16 protein-coding genes are annotated in these 19042 nt (G+C 68.0%); 8 read left to right on the top strand and 8 right to left on the bottom strand.

The genetic code is table 11. The features are described 5' to 3' along the window. Positions 1–15 precede the first annotated feature (15 nt). From IG194_RS28895 to IG194_RS28875, 5 genes are all read left to right on the top strand, one after another. Positions 16–1440: a sigma-54 interaction domain-containing protein gene (locus IG194_RS28895; protein ID WP_058489535.1), complete on the top strand. Its 1425-nt coding sequence runs from the start codon at positions 16–18 to the stop codon at positions 1438–1440. A gap of 297 nt (positions 1441–1737) precedes the next feature. Beyond that, a complete protein-coding gene (locus IG194_RS28890) occupies positions 1738–3003 on the top strand; it encodes an OprD family porin (protein WP_058489534.1) in 1266 nt (421 codons plus the stop codon). Between the two features lie 73 nt (positions 3004–3076). Continuing rightward, positions 3077–4468 (top strand): GntP family permease, encoded by a 1392-nt coding sequence (locus IG194_RS28885; protein WP_058489533.1) that lies wholly within the window; start codon positions 3077–3079, stop codon positions 4466–4468. Positions 4469–4523: 55 nt separating this feature from the next. Further along, positions 4524–5294 carry a 3-hydroxybutyrate dehydrogenase gene (locus IG194_RS28880; RefSeq protein ID WP_058489532.1) on the top strand — a complete coding sequence of 257 codons (771 nt, stop codon included), beginning with the start codon at positions 4524–4526 and terminating at the stop codon, positions 5292–5294. A gap of 114 nt (positions 5295–5408) precedes the next feature. Continuing rightward, positions 5409–7361 carry an acetoacetate--CoA ligase gene (locus tag IG194_RS28875; protein WP_058489531.1) on the top strand — a complete coding sequence of 651 codons (1953 nt, stop codon included), beginning with the start codon at positions 5409–5411 and terminating at the stop codon, positions 7359–7361. Between the two features lie 345 nt (positions 7362–7706). Here the strand turns inward: IG194_RS28875 and IG194_RS28870 are convergent, their stop codons facing one another. The 4 genes from IG194_RS28870 to IG194_RS28855 all read right to left on the bottom strand — a co-directional run bounded on the left by IG194_RS28870 (position 7707) and on the right by IG194_RS28855 (position 12517). Next, complete coding sequence (locus IG194_RS28870) at positions 7707–8042, bottom strand: ribonuclease E inhibitor RraB (protein WP_009620390.1); 336 nt, start codon at positions 8040–8042, stop codon at positions 7707–7709. 150 nt (positions 8043–8192) lie between these two features. Next, complete coding sequence (locus IG194_RS28865) at positions 8193–10466, bottom strand: xanthine dehydrogenase family protein molybdopterin-binding subunit (protein WP_058489530.1); 2274 nt, start codon at positions 10464–10466, stop codon at positions 8193–8195. Positions 10467–10477: 11 nt separating this feature from the next. Next, positions 10478–10936, bottom strand: a complete 459-nt coding sequence (locus IG194_RS28860) for a (2Fe-2S)-binding protein (protein WP_043272645.1) — start codon at positions 10934–10936, stop codon at positions 10478–10480. A gap of 561 nt (positions 10937–11497) precedes the next feature. After that, positions 11498–12517: a zinc-dependent alcohol dehydrogenase family protein gene (locus IG194_RS28855; RefSeq protein WP_058489529.1), complete on the bottom strand. Its 1020-nt coding sequence runs from the start codon at positions 12515–12517 to the stop codon at positions 11498–11500. A gap of 293 nt (positions 12518–12810) precedes the next feature. On the opposite strand from IG194_RS28855, the gene IG194_RS28850 reads away from it, so the two are divergent. Next, a complete protein-coding gene (locus IG194_RS28850; protein ID WP_009620382.1) occupies positions 12811–13728 on the top strand; it encodes a LysR family transcriptional regulator in 918 nt (305 codons plus the stop codon). Between the two features lie 73 nt (positions 13729–13801). Then, positions 13802–14368 (top strand): TetR/AcrR family transcriptional regulator, encoded by a 567-nt coding sequence (locus IG194_RS28845; protein WP_058489528.1) that lies wholly within the window; start codon positions 13802–13804, stop codon positions 14366–14368. 433 nt (positions 14369–14801) lie between these two features. Here the strand turns inward: IG194_RS28845 and IG194_RS28840 are convergent, their stop codons facing one another. Continuing rightward, entirely contained in the window at positions 14802–15596 is a 795-nt protein-coding gene (locus IG194_RS28840) for an SDR family NAD(P)-dependent oxidoreductase (protein WP_058489527.1), read from the bottom strand. Positions 15597–15900: 304 nt separating this feature from the next. Between IG194_RS28840 and IG194_RS28835 the strand changes: the two genes are divergently transcribed. After that, the gene (locus tag IG194_RS28835) at positions 15901–16062 is read left to right on the top strand and encodes a PSPA7_2676 family Cys-rich small protein (protein ID WP_009620367.1); all 162 of its coding nucleotides are present in this window, start codon (positions 15901–15903) and stop codon (positions 16060–16062) included. Positions 16063–16107: 45 nt separating this feature from the next. On the opposite strand, the gene peaD is transcribed toward IG194_RS28835, so the two are convergent. Genes peaD through peaB form a run of 3 tightly spaced genes read right to left on the bottom strand, consistent with a single transcriptional unit; the run spans position 16108 to position 19014 of the window. Beyond that, the gene (gene peaD, locus IG194_RS28830) at positions 16108–17229 is read right to left on the bottom strand and encodes a quinohemoprotein amine dehydrogenase subunit beta (RefSeq protein WP_043272641.1); all 1122 of its coding nucleotides are present in this window, start codon (positions 17227–17229) and stop codon (positions 16108–16110) included. 29 nt (positions 17230–17258) lie between these two features. Further along, positions 17259–17582, bottom strand: a complete 324-nt coding sequence (gene qhpC, locus IG194_RS28825) for a quinohemoprotein amine dehydrogenase subunit gamma (protein WP_009620363.1) — start codon at positions 17580–17582, stop codon at positions 17259–17261. Between the two features lies 1 nt (position 17583). Then, positions 17584–19014, bottom strand: a complete 1431-nt coding sequence (gene peaB, locus IG194_RS28820) for a quinohemoprotein amine dehydrogenase maturation protein (RefSeq protein WP_043314846.1) — start codon at positions 19012–19014, stop codon at positions 17584–17586. Positions 19015–19042: the final 28 nt, after the last annotated feature.

The following is a 19042-nucleotide window of genomic DNA, read 5'->3' as shown; positions in this document are numbered from 1 at the left end:
AGCACCAGGCCGCCCATGCACGACAACTCCCCCCTCACGGACTACCAGAGCGTCCGCCAGTTGGCGATCCGCTCGCTGTTCGAGATCTTCGAGCAGTTCAGCGAGGGCACCGTGATCGTCGACCGCGACGCCAATATCGTCTGGATCAACCAGCGCTACGCCCAGCGCTTCGGCCTGGACGAGGCCGAGCAGGCCGTCGGCCGGCCGGTGGAGAGCGTGATCCCCGGCAGCCTGATGCGCGAAGTGGTGCGCAGCGGCCGGCCGATGCTGCTGGACATCCTCGACATGCCGCGCGACCCGCTGGTGGTGATGCGCATGCCGATCCGCGACGACGCCGGGCAGGTGATCGGCGCCATCGGCTTCGCCCTGTTCGACGAGCTGCGCTCGCTGTCGCCGCTGCTCAGCCGCTACCAGCGCATGCGCCAGGAGCTGGCCTCCACCCGCTCGCTGCTGCAGGCGCGCCAGGCCAAGTACAGCCTGGCGCACTTCATCGGCAACGGCAGCGCCAGCCTGGAGGTCAAGCGCCGCGCCCGCCGCGCCGCCACCAGCGAGGCGCCGGTGCTGCTGCTGGGCGAGACCGGCACCGGCAAGGAGCTGCTCGCCCACGCCATCCACAGCGCCTCGGCGCGGGCCGGCAAGGCCTTCGTCAGCATCAACGCCGCGGCCATCCCGGAAACCCTGCTGGAAGCGGAGTTCTTCGGCACCGCGCCTGGCGCCTTCACCGGCGCCGACCGCAAGGGCCGCCCGGGCAAGCTGCAGATCGCCCAGGGCGGCACCCTGTTCCTCGACGAGATCGGCGACATGCCCCTGCCGCTGCAGAGCAAGCTGCTGCGCGTGCTGCAGGAAAAGGAATTCGAGCCGGTAGGCTCCAACGAAGTGCTGCGCAGCGACGTGCGGCTGATCGCAGCCACCTCCATCGACCTGGACAAGGCCGTGCGCGAGGGCCGCTTCCGCGCCGACCTGTACTACCGCATCAACGTGGTGCCCATCGGTATCCCGCCGCTGCGCGAGCGCCTGGAGGACCTGCCGGCGCTGTGCGAGGCGATCCTCGACGACCTGCGCGAGGACAACCACGCCCTCTACGAGCTGGACGCCGACGCCCTCGCCCTGCTGCGCCGCCACGCCTGGCCCGGCAACGTGCGCGAGCTGCGCAACCTGCTGGAACGCACCGTGCTGCTCAACGACCGGGCGCAACTGGACGCCCAGGCCCTGCGCGCCGCCCTCGGCCCGCTGCAGGCGCCGCCGGCGCAGGCGGACGGCAACCGCGCCAGCCTGGCCGAGGGCCAGGACTTCTACGCCGCGCGGGAGGCCTTCGAACGCAAGCTGATCGGCAACGTGCTGGCCGAACAGGCCGGCAACGTCGAGGCGGCCGCGCGGCGCCTGGGGCTGGGCCGCTCGACGCTGTACAAGAAGATGGCCGCCCTGGGCCTTTCGTCCTGAAACAGAGACTTTTCTACATTCAGAGACAGCCCGAATTCCAGGTGCCTTCAGGCACATGGCAACCGCCTTTGTCCACGAATGGAGACAAAGCCCGGCGCATGCTTTCCGCAAATCCAAATAAATCCCTTTAAAATCAGCTAGTTAAACATCTGGCACGGTTCTCGCTATCCGGCCCGGGCGGCCATCCGCCGCACGCCGACATAACAACAACCAACGCCGTCCGCGCACGAACGTTACCCACGGGGCCCACGGCCCGCCCCGGTTCGCCGCCGCGCCGCGCCAGGAGTACTAGCAAACATGAGCAGAACCCCGCTCAACCATGCCGTCGCCCTCGCCACCCTGGGCTCCACCCTCGGCATCGCGCTCCCCGTCCAGGCCGATTTCCTCGCCGACAGCAAGGCCAGCCTCGAACTGCGCAACTTCTACTTCAACCGTGACTTCCGCCAGGACGCCGCCCCCCAGTCGAAACAGGAGGAATGGGCGCAGGGCTTCCTGCTGCGCTACGAATCCGGCTTCACCGAGGGCACCATAGGCGTAGGCGTCGACGCCATCGGCCTGCTGGGCGTGAAGCTCGACTCCAGCCCCGACCGCGCCGGCTCCGGCCTGCTGCCGCGCGACCGCGAGAAGGTCCACGGCGCCCAGGACGACTACAGCGAGCTGGGCCTGACCGCCAAGCTGCGCGCCTCCCACAGCGTGCTCAAGGTCGGCACCCTGCTGCCCAAGCTGCCCAGCGTGCTGGCCAACGACTCGCGCCTGCTGCCGCAGACCTTCCAGGGCGCGCACCTGAATTCCGCCGAATTCGCCGGCCTGACCTTCGACGCCGGCCGCCTGCGCCAGGTCAGCCAGCGCGATTCCTCCGACAGCGAGGATATGACGCTCACCACCGGCAACGCCCGCGGCATCGTCGCCAGCGCCGACAGCGACCGCTTCGACTTCGCCGGCCTGAGCTACAAATGGACGCCGCAGCTGACCACCGGCTACAACTACGCCAAGCTCGACGGCCTGTACGACCAGCACATCGTCAACCTGCTGCACGTGCTGCCCATCGCCGACGGCCAATCGCTGAAGACCGACCTGCGCTTCGCCCGCTCCAAGGACGACGGCCACAGCAACGTCGACAACCGCGCCTTCGGCGCCATGCTCACCTACAGCCTCGGCGGCCACGCCTTCGGCGCCGGCTACCAGGTCATGAACGGCGACACCGGCTTCGCCTACATCGGCGGCACCGACGCCTTCCTGGTCAACTTCGTGCAGATCGGCGACTTCGCCAACCGCGACGAGAAGTCCTGGCAGCTACGCTACGACTACGACTTCGCCGCCCTGGGCGTGCCCGGTCTGACCTTCATGACGCGCTACCTGTCCGGCGACGACATCGAGCTGGGCGCCGGCAAGCCGGAGGGCAAGGAGTGGGAGCGCAACACGGACATCGGCTACGTGGTGCAGAGCGGGCCGCTGAAGAACTTCGGCGTCAAATGGCGCAACGCTACCGTGCGCTCCAGCCATTTCGGCAACGACCTGGACGAGAACCGGCTGATCCTCAGCTACGTGCTGCCGCTCTGGTAACCGCCGGCATTCGCGCCACCATCACAATAATCATGCGCGGCCGCCGTGCCGCGCAGTTCCAGGAGAACTGCCCATGAGCGTGGTCATCGCCCTCGCCGCCCTCGCCCTGCTGATGCTGGCCGCCTACCGCGGCTACAGCGTCATCCTCTTCGCCCCCATCGCGGCGCTGCTCGCCGTGCTCGTCACCGACCCGTCGGCGGTGGCGCCGGCCTTCACCGGCGTGTTCATGGAGAAGATGGTCGGCTTCGTCAAACTGTACTTCCCGGTGTTCCTGCTCGGCGCCGTGTTCGGCAAGCTCATCGAGCTGTCGGGCTTCTCGCGTTCCATAGTCGCGGCGGCCATCCGCCTGCTCGGCACCCGCCAGGCCATGCTGGTGATAGTGCTGGTGTGCGCCCTGCTCACCTACGGCGGCGTGTCGCTGTTCGTGGTGGTGTTCGCGGTGTACCCCTTCGCCGCCGAGATGTTCCGCCAGAGCGACATCCCCAAGCGGCTGATCCCGGCGACCATCGCCCTGGGCGCCTTCAGCTTCACCATGGACGCCCTGCCCGGCACCCCGCAGATCCAGAACATCATCCCCACCGCCTTCTTCGGCACCAACGGCTGGGCCGCGCCCTGGCTGGGGCTGATCGGCAGCCTGTTCGTGTTCTTCGCCGGCATGCTGTTCCTGCGCCGCCAGGCCGGGCGCGCCCGCGCCGCCGGCGAGGGCTACGGCCGCGAGCTGCGCAACGAGCCGGAAACCGCCAGCGACATCGCCCTGCCGAACCCGCTGCTGGCGCTCTCGCCGCTGGTGCTGGTGGGCGTGGCCAACCTGCTGTTCACCCACTGGATCCCGCAGCTCTACGGCAAGACCCATAGCCTGCAGCTGGCCGGCATGGCCGCGCCGGTGGCCAGCGACGTGAGCAAGCTCACTGGCATCTGGGCAGTGCAGGCGGCGCTGCTGCTGGGCATCCTGCTGGTGCTGGCCAGCAGCTACCGGGCGATCCGCAGCCGCCTCGCCGAGGGCAGCAAGACCGCGGTGTCCGGCGCCCTGCTGGCGGCCATGAACACCGCCTCGGAATACGGTTTCGGCGCGGTCATCGCCTCGCTGCCGGGCTTCCTGGTGCTGGCCGATGCGCTCAAGAGCATCCCCAACCCGCTGGTCAACGAGGCCATCACCGTCACCACCCTGGCCGGCATCACCGGCTCGGCCTCCGGCGGCATGAGCATCGCCCTGGCGGCCATGTCCGAGCAGTTCATCGCCGCCGCCCATGCCGCCAACATCCCCCTGGAGGTGCTGCACCGCGTCGCCGCCATGGCCAGCGGCGGGATGGACACGCTGCCGCACAACGGCGCGGTCATCACCCTGCTGGCGGTCACCGGGCTGACCCACCGCGAGGCCTACAAGGACATCTTCGCCATCACCCTGATCAAGACCCTGGCGGTCTTCGTGGTGATCGCTACCTTCTACGCAACCGGCATCGTTTGATGCCGAGTACCACCCGGCGGCCCGCTGAGGGCCGCCACAGGCAGGAGAAACGACCATGAACCTCAAAGGCAAGATCGCGCTGGTCACCGGCGCCACCAGCGGCATCGGCCTGGGCATCGCCCACAGCCTGGCCGCGGCCGGCGCCCAGGTGGTGATCAACGGCTTCGGCGATGTCGAGGGCGCCCTGACCGAGCTGGGCCGCCACGGCACGCGGATCGGCCACCACCCGGCGGACATGGCCGAGCCGGCGCAGATCGCCGAGATGATCGCCTACGTCGAGCGCGAGTTCGGCGCGCTGGACATCCTGGTCAACAACGCCGGCATCCAGCACGTGGACGCCGTGGAAGACTTCCCGGTGGAGCGCTGGAACGCGATCATCGCCATCAACCTCTCCGCGGTGTTCCACAGCACGCGCCTGGCGCTGCCGGGCATGCGCCGGCGCAACTGGGGGCGCATCGTCAACGTCGCCTCCACCCACGGCCTGGTGGCCTCCGCCGGCAAGAGCGCCTACGTGGCCGCCAAGCACGGGGTGATCGGCCTGACCAAGAGTGTCGCCCTGGAAACCGCCACCACGCCCATCACCTGCAACGCCATCTGCCCCGGCTGGGTGCTGACGCCGCTGGTGCAGAAGCAGATAGACGCGCGCATAGCCGAAGGCGCCAGCCCCGAGCAGGCGCGCCACGACCTGCTGGCGGAAAAGCAGCCGTCGCTGGAGTTCGTCACCCCCGAACAACTGGGCGAGCTGACGCTGTTCCTCTGCAGCGAGGCCGCCGCCCAGGTGCGCGGCGCCGCCTGGAACATGGACGGCGGCTGGGTCGCCCAGTGAGCGTCCGCCCCCGCCGCCAGCCGGCGGGGGCCAGCGCCGGATCTTCGCCGGGCGGAAGACGTCGCAATCCCGTGCCACACTTGCTGGACAAGCAGTGGATGGACGGACGCCCCTATGAAGCCCTTGTGGACCCCTTCCGCCGAACGCATCGCCGCCAGCCGGATGGACGCCTTCCGCCGGCAGGTCAACCAGCGCCATGGCCTGGCGCTAGCCGACTACCCCGCCCTGCACGCCTGGAGCATCGAGCACCGCGAGGCCTTCTGGCAGGCCATCGTCGACAGCTTCGATGTGCGCTTCCACAGCCCGCCGCGCACGGTGCTGGAGGAAGGCCCGCGGATGCCCGACGCGCGCTGGTTCCCCGGCGCCACCCTGAACTTCGCCGAACACCTGCTGCGCCGCCGCGACGAAGCCACGGCAGTGGTGGCCATAGGCGAAGACGGCAGCCGCGAAAGCCTCAGCCATGCCGAGCTGGCCGCCCAGATCGCCGGCCTGCAACGCAGCCTGCGCGCTGCCGGGGTGGGCGTGGGCGACCGCGTGGCGGCCTTCATGCCCAATACCTGGCAGACTCTGGTGGGCATGCTCGCCGCCACCAGCCTGGGCGCCACCTGGTCGAGCTGCTCGCCGGACTTCGGCACCCAGGGGGTGATCGACCGCTTCGGCCAGATCGAGCCCAAGGTGCTGATCGCCTGCGCCGGCTACCGCTACGCCGGCAAGGTGCTGGACCTGACCGGCAAGCTCAACGAGATACTGGAAAAGCTGCCATCGCTGCAGCAACTGGTGGTGGTGCCCTACGCGCGGCCAGAGGCTCGCCCAACTGATTACAAGTCAGTTGCTCTAACTACCCTGTGGAACGACTTCTACCAGAGCGGCGGCGAACCCGAATTCACCCCGGTGCCCTTCGCCCATCCGCTGTACATCCTCTATTCCAGCGGCACCACCGGCGTGCCCAAGTGCATCGTCCACTCCACCGGCGGCGTGCTGCTGCAGCACCTCAAGGAGCACGCGCTGCACACCGACCTGCACTCCGGCGACGTGCTGTTCTACTACACCACCTGCGGCTGGATGATGTGGAACTGGCTGGTCTCGGGCCTGGCGGTGGGCGCCAGCCTGGTGCTCTACGACGGCTCGCCCTTCCACCCCGGCCCGGAACGGCTGATGGACCTGGTCGACGCCGAGGCCATCAAGGTCTTCGGCACCAGCGCCAAGTACATCGCCGCGCTGGAGAAGGCCGGCGTGCGCCCGGCGCAGACGCATAGCCTGGACAGCCTGCAGACGCTCCTCTCCACCGGCTCGCCGCTGGCCCACGAGAGCTTCGACTACGTCTACCGCAACATCAAGGCCGACCTGTGCCTGTCGTCCATCTCCGGCGGCACCGACATCGTCTCCTGCTTCGCCCTGGGCAACCCCACGGCGCCGGTGTGGCGCGGCGAGCTGCAATGCAAGGGCCTGGGCATGGCGGTGGAAGTCTGGGACGACGACGGCAGGCGCCTGCGCAGCGGCAAGGGCGAGCTGGTCTGCACCCGGCATTTCCCGTCGATCCCGGTGGGTTTCTGGAACGACCCGCAGGGCGAGAAATTCCACGACGCCTACTTCGCCACCTTCCCCGGCATCTGGGCCCACGGCGACTACGCCGAGGAAACCGCCCACGGCGGCCTGGTGATCCACGGCCGCTCCGACGCAGTGCTCAACCCCGGCGGCGTGCGCATCGGCACGGCGGAGATCTACCGCCAGGTGGAAAAGGTCGACGAGGTGCTGGAATCCATCGCCATCGGCCAGGACTGGCAGGGCGACGTGCGCGTGGTGCTGTTCGTGCGCCTGCGCGAAGGCGTGCAGCTGGACGAGTCGCTAGAGGAGAAAATCCGCCAGACCATCCGCGCCAACACCACCCCGCGCCACGTGCCGGCGAAGATCATCGCGGTGGCCGACATCCCCCGCACCCTCAGCGGCAAGATAGTCGAGCTGGCGGTACGCAACGTGGTGCACGGCAGGCCGGTGAAGAACACCGACGCCCTGGCCAACCCGCAGGCGCTGGAGTTGTATCGGGAGCTGGAGGCGTTGAAATCCTGAGGCGGGCAATCGACGGTGTTGGCCGGGGCCGCTGGGGCTCGGGGTGATTCCGTTCCCTCACCCCAGCCCTCTCCCAGAGGGAGAGGGAACCGTTCGGCGCGCACGGGAAGCTCAGCGTCAACCTGTAGGAGCGGACCTTGTCCGCGATGACCGGACATCCCGGCGCGATTCGCGGATGTGATCCGCCTACGCCGCCCCACCCGCGCCATTCCCATTGTAGGAGCGCGCCCTGCGCGCGAATCGCGGGCAGGGCCCGCTCCTACAGGTAATGCCCAATCGCGGATATGAACCCGCCCCCACAAAAAAGCCGGGGACCTGCCCCGGCTTTTTCCACCACATCCCGCCTCAGAGCGCCGACCAGCCGTCGGTCTTGCCGCCCAGCGGTTCGGAATGCTCGGCCAGCAGTTCCTCGTAGCCGCTGATGCTCTCGTGGGTCGGCTCCATCACCGGGTAGGCCAGGACCTGCCAGGGGTTGGCCGGGTCGCCGTCGTATTCGGAATAGGCCACCTTCTGGCCGTTCTGCAGCAGGAGGATGGCGAAATCCAGCGCCGCCTGCTCTTCCGGGAAGATCACGGCGAATTCCACCTCACGCTCGAACGAAAGGTCCTCGCCATCTTCCTGCAGGGCCCACAGGGCGTCACCGATCTCGTCGTCGGGGAAGAGTTGCTTGTCGCGGGTCATGTCACAGCTCCAGTAGAAAGGGGCATCCGGGCGGACGCCTGCCGACAAGGATACCTGCCTTGGCGCGGCCGCGCCGGAAATATCGGGCGCCGGCCGCGGAAAAGGCAACGGCCCGCTGCACGAGGCAACGGGCCGCCCTCACCACCGGCCTCAGGCCTGCAGCTGGTTGCCGATCGGCAGGTTGCGGATGCGCTTGCCGGTGGCCGCCGCCAGGGCGTTGGCCAGGGCCGGCGCCGCCGGCGGCACGCCGGGCTCGCCGACGCCGGTGGGCGCCTCGCTGGACGGCACTATGTGCACCTCCACCGCAGGCATCTCGTTGATCCGCAGCACCTGGAAGTCGTGGAAGTTGGACTGCTCGACCACGCCCTCCTTGAGGGTGATGGCGCTGTGCAGGGCCATGGCCAGGCCGTAGCCGATACCGCCCTCCATCTGTGCGCGGATCACGTCCGGGTTGATCGCCAGGCCGCAGTCCACGGCGCAGACCACGCGGTCGATGCGGAAGCTCTTGTCGGCCTTCACCGTGACTTCCACCACCTGCGCCACGAAGCTGCCGAAGGACTCGTGCACGGCGATCCCGCGGCCGCGCTTCTCGCCTTCCCCGCCGGCCTTCAGCGGCTGCTTCCAGCCGGCCTTGTCGGCCACCAGGTCGAGCACGCCCAGGTGCCGCGGGTGTTTCTCCAGCAGGGCGCGGCGGAATTCGTAGGGGTCCTTGCCGGCGGCCACCGCGGCTTCGTCGATCAGCGTTTCGGTGGAATAGGCCGTGTGGGTGTGGCCCACCGAGCGCCACCACTGCGTCGGCACCTTGATCTCCGGCACCAGGGTCTGCTCCACGCGCAGGTTGGGCACCGCATAGGGCAGGTCCGCCGCGCCCTCCACCGCCACCTTGTCGATACCGTCCTTGACCATCACCTTCTCGAAGGGCGTGCCGACGATGAACGACTGGCCCACCAGATGCTGCTGCCAGCCCACCAGGTTGCCCTGACCATCCAGCGCCAGGCGCGCGCTGTGCAGGAAGGCCGGGCGGTAATAGCCGCCGCGGGTGTCGTCCTCGCGCGTCCAGACCATTTTCACCGGGCCCTTGTGGCCGTGCTCGCGGGCCGCCTTGGCGATCGAGACGGCCTCCAGCACATAGTCCGAATGCGGGTTGGCGCGGCGGCCGAAGCTGCCGCCGGCGTACAGCTGGGTGATCGAGACCTTCTCCGGGGCGATGCCCAGTAACTGCCCGACCGCCATCTGGTCGCCGGTCTGCCACTGCTCGCCGTTCCAGATCTCGCAGGCGCCGTCGGAGAGCTTGACCACGCAGTTCAGCGGCTCCATGGAGGCATGGGCCAGGAACGGGAATTGGTACTGCGCCTCGATCAGCTTGGCCGGCTTGTCCAGCGCCTTGGCGATGTCGCCCTCGTTGCGCGCCACCACGCCGGGCTTGGCCGCCAGTTCCTGGTACTTGGCGAAGATTTCGGCGCTGCCCATGCGGAAGGCGTTGCTCTCGTCCCACTCCACCTGCAGGGCGTCGCGCCCCTGGCGCGCGGCCCAGGTGTTCTTCGCCAGCACGGCGACGCCGGCGAAGCGCGAGTCGCTGCCCGGGAACTGCACCACCGCCACCACGCCGGGCACGGCCTTGGCCTTGCTGTCGTCCACCTTCGCCGGCACCCCGCCGAAGCGCGGCGGGTGCGCCACCACGGCCACCAGCATGTCCGGCAGGTGCACGTCCTGGGTGAAGCACGCCTGGCCGTCGGTCTTGTCCTGGCTGTCCTTGCGCGGCAGCTTCACCTGGCCGATCAGCTTGAAGTCTTTCGGTTCCTTGAGCTTCACCTCCGCCGGCACCGGCTGTTTGGCCGCCGCCTCGGCCAGTTGGCCGAACCCGGCCTTGTGCCCGGAAGCCTTGTGCTCGACCACGCCGTCGTGCACCTCGATCTGCTCGGCCGGCACCTTCCACTGCTGCGCCGCCGCGGCCACCAGCATGGCCCGGGCCGTGGCCCCGGCCTTGCGCATCTGCTCGAAGGAGTTGGCCATGGCGCTGCTGCCGCCGGTGCCCTGCAGGGTGCCGAAGGCCAGGTTGGCGTAGCGCTTGGCATCGGCCGGGGCGCCTTCGACGCGGACCTTGCTCCAGTCGGCGTCCAGTTCCTCGGCCAGCAGGGTGGCCAGGCCGGTGTAGCTGCCCTGCCCCATTTCCACGTGCTTGGCGATCACCGTCACCGTGCCGTCGGGGGCGATGCGTACGAAGGCGTTGGGCTCGAAGGCGTTGGGCTCGAAGGCCTTGGCCGCGGCGGCCTGCGGATCGCCGAAGCGGCCCAGCAGCGGCGCGAAGTAGATGCCCAGGGCCAGGCCGCCGGCGCCGCGCAGGAAATGCCGGCGGCTGACGTTGAGGATGCCGTTGCCGGCGTCTTCCGGCTCGACGCCGGCCCGTTGCTGCAGGTCTGCCATGTCGCGCCTCCTCAGGCCAGGTTCTGCGCGGCTTCGTGGATGGCCGCGCGGATGCGTACGTAGGTGGCGCAGCGGCAGATGTTGCCGCTCATGGCCGCGTCTATGTCGGCGTCGCTGGGGCTCTTGTTGCCGGCCAGCAGCGCCGTGGCCGACATGATCTGGCCGGACTGGCAGTAGCCGCACTGCACCACGTCCAGCTTGCGCCAGGCCTCCTGCACCGCCTTGCCGGCGGCCTGCTCGGCCACCGCCTCGATGGTGGTGACCTGCTTGCCGGCCACCGCCGCCAGGGGCGTCACGCAGGAGCGCGTGGGCTGGCCGTCGACGTGCACGGTGCAGGCCCCGCACAGGGCCATGCCGCAGCCATACTTGGTGCCGGTGAGCAAGGCGACGTCGCGCAGCGCCCAGAGCAGGGGCATTTCCCCGGGCGCGTCGAATTCGTGGTCCTTGCCGTTGAGTTTCAGCTTGATCATCAGGCGCTCACCTCTTTGTTCGGGTGATGTGGAAGTCCGGAGCCAAGGCCGCTCCGTGGGGAATGGATTCAGCCTAGGCGCTTCCCTGGCCGAATGCCGCGACGATACGGGAAAACCCCGCCCAGTGGCTTGCCCGGTCCTGCGCAGGCTTGCCCGATCCTGCGGTGGATGCGGCCCACCCACGCCATTCCTTGCAGGAGCGGCCCTTGTCTACGATAGCCGGACATCCCGGCGCGATTCGCGGATGAGATCCGCTCCTACGGGCTGCCTCGCGCCATGCCCCTTGTAGGAGCGCGCCCTGCGCGCGAAATCGCGGGCAGGGCCCGCTACGGTTCCAGGAAGCACGGTTTTTCGTAGGATGGCGTTGAGCGAAGCGATACCCATCACCGCAACCGCATGGGTTTCGCAAGCTCAACCCATCCTACGAAGAGCACCTCGGCACAAGACAGTTGCTCCTACAGGTTTCCGGAAGGCACGGTATTCCTTCCTACGAAAAACGGGGACGCAGAAACACCGAAGCCACTCCGGGGAGTGGCTTCTGGCATCGCGCGGGCAGGCAGGTCAGTCGGCGACCTTCATCACCACCCGGCCGCCGCCGGGGCAGCTTTCCATGTAGTTGCTGGCCTCGCGGAACTTGGCGAAGTCGAAGACCTTGTCGATGCTCGGCTTGAGCAACTGGTCGGCGGTCATCTGGTTGATCGCCTGCAACGCCCGCTGCACCGCCTCGTCGTTGCGCGTCAGGCCGATTTCCGGCTGGCCGGTAAAGTCCAGCACGCAGTGGCGGTAGAACTGCAGGTGCTTCTTGAAGGCCGCGCAGGCCGGGAAGGTGGCGTCGTTGCCGCCGTTGATGCCGTAGAGGATCAGCTTGCCGCGCGGCGCGGCGACGTCGCCCAGCAGCTTCATCTGCGGGCCGGCGCACTGGTCCAGGACCACTTCCACGCCCTTGCCGTCGGTGAAGCGCTCGACTTCCAGCACCAGGTCCTGCTCCTCGGTGTAGATCACCTTGTCGGCGCCCAGGCTGCGGATGAACTCGCGGGTGTTCTCGTGGCTGGTGGTGGCGATCACCTTGGCGCCCAGGGCCTTGGCCAGCTGGATCGACTGCGGCGCCAGGCAGTGCCCGGCCTCGGTGATCAGCACGTGCTGGCCCGGCTGCAGACTGGCCAGCTCGACCAGGGCGAAGTAGGCGTACAGCAGGCCGGTGTAGTGCACCGCGGCCTCGACGGGGCTCAGGTTGTCCGGGTAGCGCGTCAGCGAGGTGCGCGGCATCACCACGTAATCGCCCCAGGCCGGGTACTGGTTCGGCGAGTCGGCCGGGAAGCTGGCCACGGCCATGCCGGGCGCAAGATCGGTGACGTTCGCGCCCACCGCCTCGACCACGCCGGCCAGTTCGTAGCCGATCCCGGCGGGCAGTTGGGCCTGGTCGGGCGCCAGGTTCTGCCGCCAGAGCACGTCGCGCCAGCTCACGCCCAGCGCCTGGGTGCGGATCAGGACTTCATCCGGCCCCGGCCGTGGGGTCGGGACTTCCTCGAGTTTGAGTACCGAGGCATCACCGAACTGGTGGAATCGGATCATGCGGGACATCACATACCTCGCCTTTGATGCTTTATAGCCACGGACTCTATCCGGGCTTTCTTGTGCTTGCTACCCACCGCTATCGATAGTCGACATAAATGCCGATGATTCCGCAGGCATATCGATCGCGCAGGCCGGAGCGCCAGGCAACGCCCGAAAAATACGGCTGCGCAGTAGGGAAGGATAACGGCAATGAAGCGTCTTGCTAAGGAAGAATGCGGAAAATGATCAAGGACTTATCCGTCAGACCTTGACGCCAGACGCGCCGCGCTTCACTTTTCCCCCATCGTCAGGGAGCCCCCATGAACCGCAACGACCTCCGCAAGGTTGACCTCAACCTGTTGATCGTCTTCGAAACGCTGATGCACGAGCGCAGCGTGACCCGCGCCGCCGAGAAGCTGTTCCTCGGCCAGCCGGCGATCAGCGCGGCCCTGGCGCGCCTGCGCAACCTGTTCGACGACCCGCTGTTCGTCCGCACCGGCCGCAGCATGGAGCCTACCGCGCGGGCCCAGGAGATCTTCGGCCACCTGTCGCCAGCGCTGGACTCCATTTCCACCGCGCTGAGCCGCGCCGCCGACTTCGACCCGGCCACCAGCAAGTCGGTGTTCCGCATCGGCCTGTCCGACGATGTCGAGTTCGGCCTGCTGCCGGCGCTGCTGCGCCGGTTGCGCTCCGAGGCGCCGGGCATCGTCCTGGTGGTGCGCCGCGCCAACTACCTGCTGATGCCGCAGCTGCTGGCCTCCGGCGAGATTTCCGCGGGCGTCAGCTACACCGACGAGCTGCCAGCCAATGCCAAGCGCAAGACCCTGCGCCGCAGCAAATGGAAGGTGCTGCGCGCCGACTCGGTGCCCGGCCCGCTGAGCCTGGACGACTACTGCACCCGGCCCCACGCCATGGTGTCCTACGCCGGCGACCTGGAAGGCTTCGTCGACGAACAGCTGGCGACCCTCGAGCGCAAGCGCCAGGTGGTGCTGGCGGTGCCGCAGTTCAACGGACTGGGGGCGCTACTCGCCGGCACCGACCTGATCGCCACCGTCCCGGACTACGCGGCCCTGGCGCTGACCGCCGCCGGCGGCCTGCGCGCCGAGGACCCGCCCTTCACCCCGCGCCCGGCGGAGCTGTCGCTGGTCTGGCGCGGCGCCCAGGACAACGACCCGGCCGAACGCTGGCTGCGCTCGCGCATCAGCATGTTCGTCGGCGATCCCGATAGCCTGGTCTGAAGTCCTACGACGCAGGATCGGTCCTGGGGGTTAGAATGACGACCGACATGTCATTCAGCCCGGGAACACGTCCATGCGCTACCCCGAAGACCACAAGGCCCAGACGCGCCAGCGCATCATCGACGAAGCCTCGCGGCGCTTCCGCAGCGAGGGTGTGGAAGCCACCGGCCTGCAGACGCTGATGAAGGCCCTGGGGCTGACCCACGGCGGCTTCTATGCGCACTTCAAGTCCAAGGAAGAGCTGGTGGAAATCGCCCTGCAGGCGGCCTTCGAGCAGCTCGCCGAAGTGGCCGGCAGGACCTTCGGCGGGCCGGACGCGCTGGCGAACTTCATCGACGACTACCTCTCCGAGCAGCACCGCGACCACCCCGAGCGCGGCTGCCCCTTCCCCACCCTGAGCGCCGAGCTGGGCGCCCGCGGCAAGCCCAGCCCGACTACCGACCAGGCCCTCGCCGAGCGTCTGGAGCGTCTGGAGAAGGTTCTGCCCGAGGGCCATGATCCGGACCAGGCGGTGGCGACCCTGGCGACGCTGGTCGGTGCACTGCTGCTGTCGCGCAGCGTGGCCGATCCGGCGTTGTCCGGGCGCATTCTGGAAAGCACCCGGCGTTATCTCAAGCGCGATGTTGCAGGCGAACTGTAGGAGCGGATCTCATCCGCGAACCGCGCCGATATGTCCGGCTATCGCGGACAAGGTCCGCTCCTACGGGAAACGCGGTGTTCTCGGCCGGTGTAGGAGCGGGCCCTGCCCGCGATTTCGCGCGCAGGGCGCGCTCCTACAGGGGGATTCGCCGGCAGCGTTGGCGCCTCGGGTTGACTCCGCTCCCTCTCCCCAACCCTCTCCCTGAAGGGAGAGGGGGCTTGTCCGTGCCGAGAAAGGATTTGGTGCCAGCCGGCAACTCGGTACAAGCCGGCTAACGCAGAAATATCAGCGCACTCCGAACGGTCCCCTCTCCCTTCAGGGAGAGGGTTAGGGAGAGGGCGTTCTCAAGCCCCGCACCCGCAACTCCAGGCAAAACACCGTTCGCGAGCAAGCTCGCTCCTACGAAAAGCCGCGCGCTCCGGAATGCCCCGGCTCAATCCACCCGCACCCCATACCGCTCCGCCGGGAAGCGCCCGGAGAGCAGCGGCGCCAGGTTCTGCCGGGCGCGGGTGTAGGCTTCGAAGTCCTGCATGTCGGGCAATGCCGGGATGGTGATGACCTCGCCCTGGGCCAGGCCGGCCAGGGCGGCGTCGACCATGTGGCCGACTTCCATGAGGATGTCTTCCGGCACGTCGGTGCCCGAGCGGTCCCAGATTTCCGTGCGGGTGGCGCCCGGCAGCACCGCCTGTACGCGCACGCCCAGGGGCGCCAGTTCCTGCTGCATGGAGATGCTCAGGTTGAGCAGGAAGGCCTTGGTGCCGCTGTACACGCCGTTGAACTGCTCCGGCGCCAGGGCCAGGATCGAGGTGAGGTTGACGATGGTGCCCCGCCCCTTCGCGGCGAAGGCCTTGGCCGCGCAGCCGGCCAGGCGCGCCGAGGCCAGCACGTTGAGGGTGATCATCTGTTCCAGTTGGTCCAGCCCCGCCTCCACCATGCTGCCCTTGACCGCCATCCCGGCATTGTTCACCAGCATGTCGATGTCAGCGTCCGTGGCCAGGCGGGCTTCCACCCGGGCGCGCTCCTTCGGCTCGGTCAGGTCCGCCGGCAGGATGTCGACGTCCACCCCGTACTCGGCCTGCAGGCAGGCGGCCAGGGCCATCAGGCGCTCGCGGTCGCGGGCCACCAGCAGCAGGTCGTGGCCCCGCGACGCCAGGCGCTGGGCGTAGGCCGCTCCTATGCCGGCGGAGGCGCCGGTCACCAGCGCGCGGCCGTTCTTGTTCTTGCTCATTGCTTCACCCCGGGCCCTCGTGGCCCCCATCGTTCGAAACCTGGCGTCCGCACCGGGTGCGGAACCGCCGCCACCCCGGATGCTAGGGATATGCCCCGGCGGGTCAATCGACCGAAAAGGTGACGCCAGTTGGAGCGACAAGGCCGCGCAGCCCCGTCCCGCGGGCCCTGCGGCGATTAGATTGCCCATTCTAGAGCGCCGGGCGGATGCTGGCCGCGACCGTCGTCAGACAAGAACAAGCCGGGACGATCCGAACCCACGCTGCCTGTTCTGCGCTCGGGAGCCATTCCCGACGGGAGGTCTCATGCGATTACGTTGCTTTTTCCTGGGCTGCCGCTGGAGCGAGGGCGTGCCCACCCGCGTGGGCGAGGTGCTGATGCTTCATCAGCGCTGCAGCCATTGCGGCGCACAACGCTACCTGAGCGCGGAGGAAGCGGAGCCGGAAGTCGTCGACCCCGGCGCCTGAAAAAAAGCCCGACCGGGCGCCGCCAGCAGGCGGCGCCCGGCGTTTTCAGCGGATGAAAGCCTGGCTGGTGGTGATCGCCATGTCGCCGCCGGGCAGCTTCAGGTCGCCGATGCGCTCCAGGCTGTCGGCGTCGAAGATCGCCACGTCGTTCAGGGTGCCGGTCAGGTACAGCTTGGTGCCGGCCTTGTTGGCGCTCAGGCAGTAGTAGGAGTGGTCGAGGTTGGCCGCCTTCTCCACCTTCTGCGCCTTGATGTCGTACTTGACCAGGCGGTTGAGCACGCCGTAGATCACGTTGCGGTCCTTCGGCGAGCGGATGCCGCTGAAGTACACCTCGGTGACCGGGCCGAAGTCCACGGTCTCGGTCTTGCCGGTGGCCAGGTCGATGTTGAAGAAGCCGTACAGGTAGTCGGCGGTGGCCGGGTCCTGCTTGGCGTCCTTGAACTTAGCGGTGGTGTACAGCAGCGAGAAATCGCGCGGGTAGGTCTGCTGGTTCCACACGTAGAGCACGTCCGGCGGCGAGTAGTTCGGGCGCTTCCAGTTGCGGCTGGGGATCAGCACGTCGAACTTGCCGGTCTTCACGTCCACCTTGTAGATGTCCGGGCCGGCCACGTACAGGGTGCCGTCGTCGCCGGTCTGCATGATGGTCAACTGGCGCGGCGCCGGGAAGGTGCGGATCGGCTTGGCGTCCATGCCGCCGTCGGCGGCGTAGACCTGCAGGCGCGGCTGCTGCACCTCGTAGTGCTCGGCGAGGATCAGCGTCGGGTTGGCGATGGCGTAGACCTCCTTGCCGTCGTGGCTGACGGTCATGGAGAACATCGAGCGCGCGTTCTCGCCCGGCTTCTGCGCGATGGTGGCGTGGAACACCGGCTTGCAGTCGTCCAGCTGCAGGCCGTAGATGTCCGCGTAGTGATTGCTCAGCACGTAGGCGATCTTGCGGTCGGGCGACAGCTGGATCATGCCCGGGCCATAGGCGCCGGGAATGGTGCAGGTCTTGTAGAGCTTGTCGGTCTGCATGTCGATGACGTGCAGGTTGTTCGGGTAGTTGGTGGACACCAGGTACTCGTGGCCACTTTCCAGGGCCTTGTCCTCGTTGGCGGCGGCTGCGGCGTGCAGCGCGCAGGCCAGCGAGAGGCCACCGAGGACGGCGGCGAATGCTTTTCTGGACATGCAGTGCTTCCTCTTGTTCTTCTGTCCGCTCATTTGTCGTCCGGGAATACGGTGCCGAGGTTGCGCCAGTTCTCCGCGGAGGCCTGCGCGTCCTTGTTCCAGTCGGGGTAGGTGCTCATCATGTCCGGCACCTGGGCCGGCCACCAGCAGGGGTCGGAGCAGCCGTAGAGGTCGGCCTCCATCGGCTGGCACAGTGAGGAAACCCCGCCGAACACGTCGATCTCCCAGCCCGGGTCGGTGGTGGAGGCGCAGCCGGCGACCGAGTTCATCGCCACCACGTCCTCGATGCGGTCCTCGGCGGCGGCCTGCTCCAGCTGCTGCGCCTTGTTGTTGATCGCTTTGAGATGTTTCATGTCAGTGCGCCTTCCGCGGAGTGATGTGGCGGTCGATGAAGCTGGGGTTCGAAGCCATGATCCGGCTGTAGACCTCGATGCCGAAGTCCACCCAGTCCCTCATCAGTTCGCAGTAGTGGTAGGTGGGGTGCGCCGGGTCGCCGTAGCGCGCGTAGCTCTCGTGGTAGCAGCCGCCGGAACACAGGTTGCGGATGCGGCAGCTGGCGCAGCCGGTGTCGGTGCGGTCCAGGCGCTGGGAGAGGAACTCGTTCAGCTCGGCCTGCTTCACCCCGTTATGCACGTTGCCGAAGGTCGGCAGCGACGAGCCGGTGAAGCGGTGGCACAGGTTCAGCTCGCCCTTGTGGTCCACCGCCAGCATCTTCAGCCCGGCGCCGCACGGCAGGGCCTTCTTCTGCCCCTCGTGGATGTCGGTGATCAGCTGGTGCAGGTTGGAGAAGCCGATGTTGCGCCCCTCCAGCGCCTCCGCCAGGTAGCGGCGGCCCAGGGCCTTCATGTTGGCGAACACCTGCTGCAGCTCGTCGGTGGTGAGGTTGTAGCTGCTGATGTCGCCCGAGGTCACCGGGGCGAAGCCGACCTCGGCGAAGCCCATCTCGTTGAACAGGTGGTTCCAGATGGTCTCGACGTCGGTGACGCCGGTGGTCAGGGTCACCCGCGCGCCCACCGGGCGGCTGGTGTAGCGCGACAGCAGCATGTCGGCCTTGCGCCGCACCACGTCGTAGGTGCCCTGCCCGCCCACGGTGATGCGGTTGCGGTCGTGCACCGTCTTGGGCCCGTCGATGCTGACGGAAAGACCGAAGCGGTGGGCGTTCAGCCAGTCGACGATCTCCTCGGTGAGCAGCGTGGCGTTGGTGGTCATGACGAACTCCACCTGCTTGCCCAGCTCGCCGAAGCGGCGCTCGCAGTAGGCCACCATGTGCTCGATCAGCGGCCGGTTGGACAGCGGCTCGCCGCCGAAGAACACCACGGTGTAGCGCTTCTCATCGGGCGATTCCTTGAGCAGCATCTCCACCGAGGCTTCGGCGGTTTCCGCGCCCATCTTCTTGCCGGCCGAGGGCTTGTCCAGGTCTTCCTTGTAGCAGTAGGTGCAGCTGAGGTTGCAGCCGGTGTTGACGTTCAGCACCACGGTGTTGAGCGCCGTGCGGTCAACTTTCTTGATGCCAATTTCAGGCGTCAGCGGCGAGCCGTCGCTGACCAGCTCCAGCGCGATCAGCTCGCGCAGGGTCTCGTCGATCTCGTTGGCCTCGAAGCGCCCGGCCAGGCGCTGCGTCAGCTCGTCCGGCGAGCAGGCGTGCCCGCGCAGGGCATCGATGATCCCGCCGGTCAGCTCGTCGCTGGCGAACAGCGAGGAGCTGGGGATGTGGAACAACAGGCGGTCGGCGTCCACCCGCACTTCGTGCAGGTTGCGTTCGACCAGATTCAAGATGGCGCCCATGGCGACCTCCCGGAACTTGCTTGGTACG

Source organism: Pseudomonas sp. ADPe (assembly GCF_014843515.1).
GTDB lineage: Bacteria > Pseudomonadota > Gammaproteobacteria > Pseudomonadales > Pseudomonadaceae > Pseudomonas > Pseudomonas citronellolis.
The sequence above is the reverse complement of the archived record's forward strand: the minus strand, read 5'-3'. Positions and strand labels throughout refer to the sequence as shown.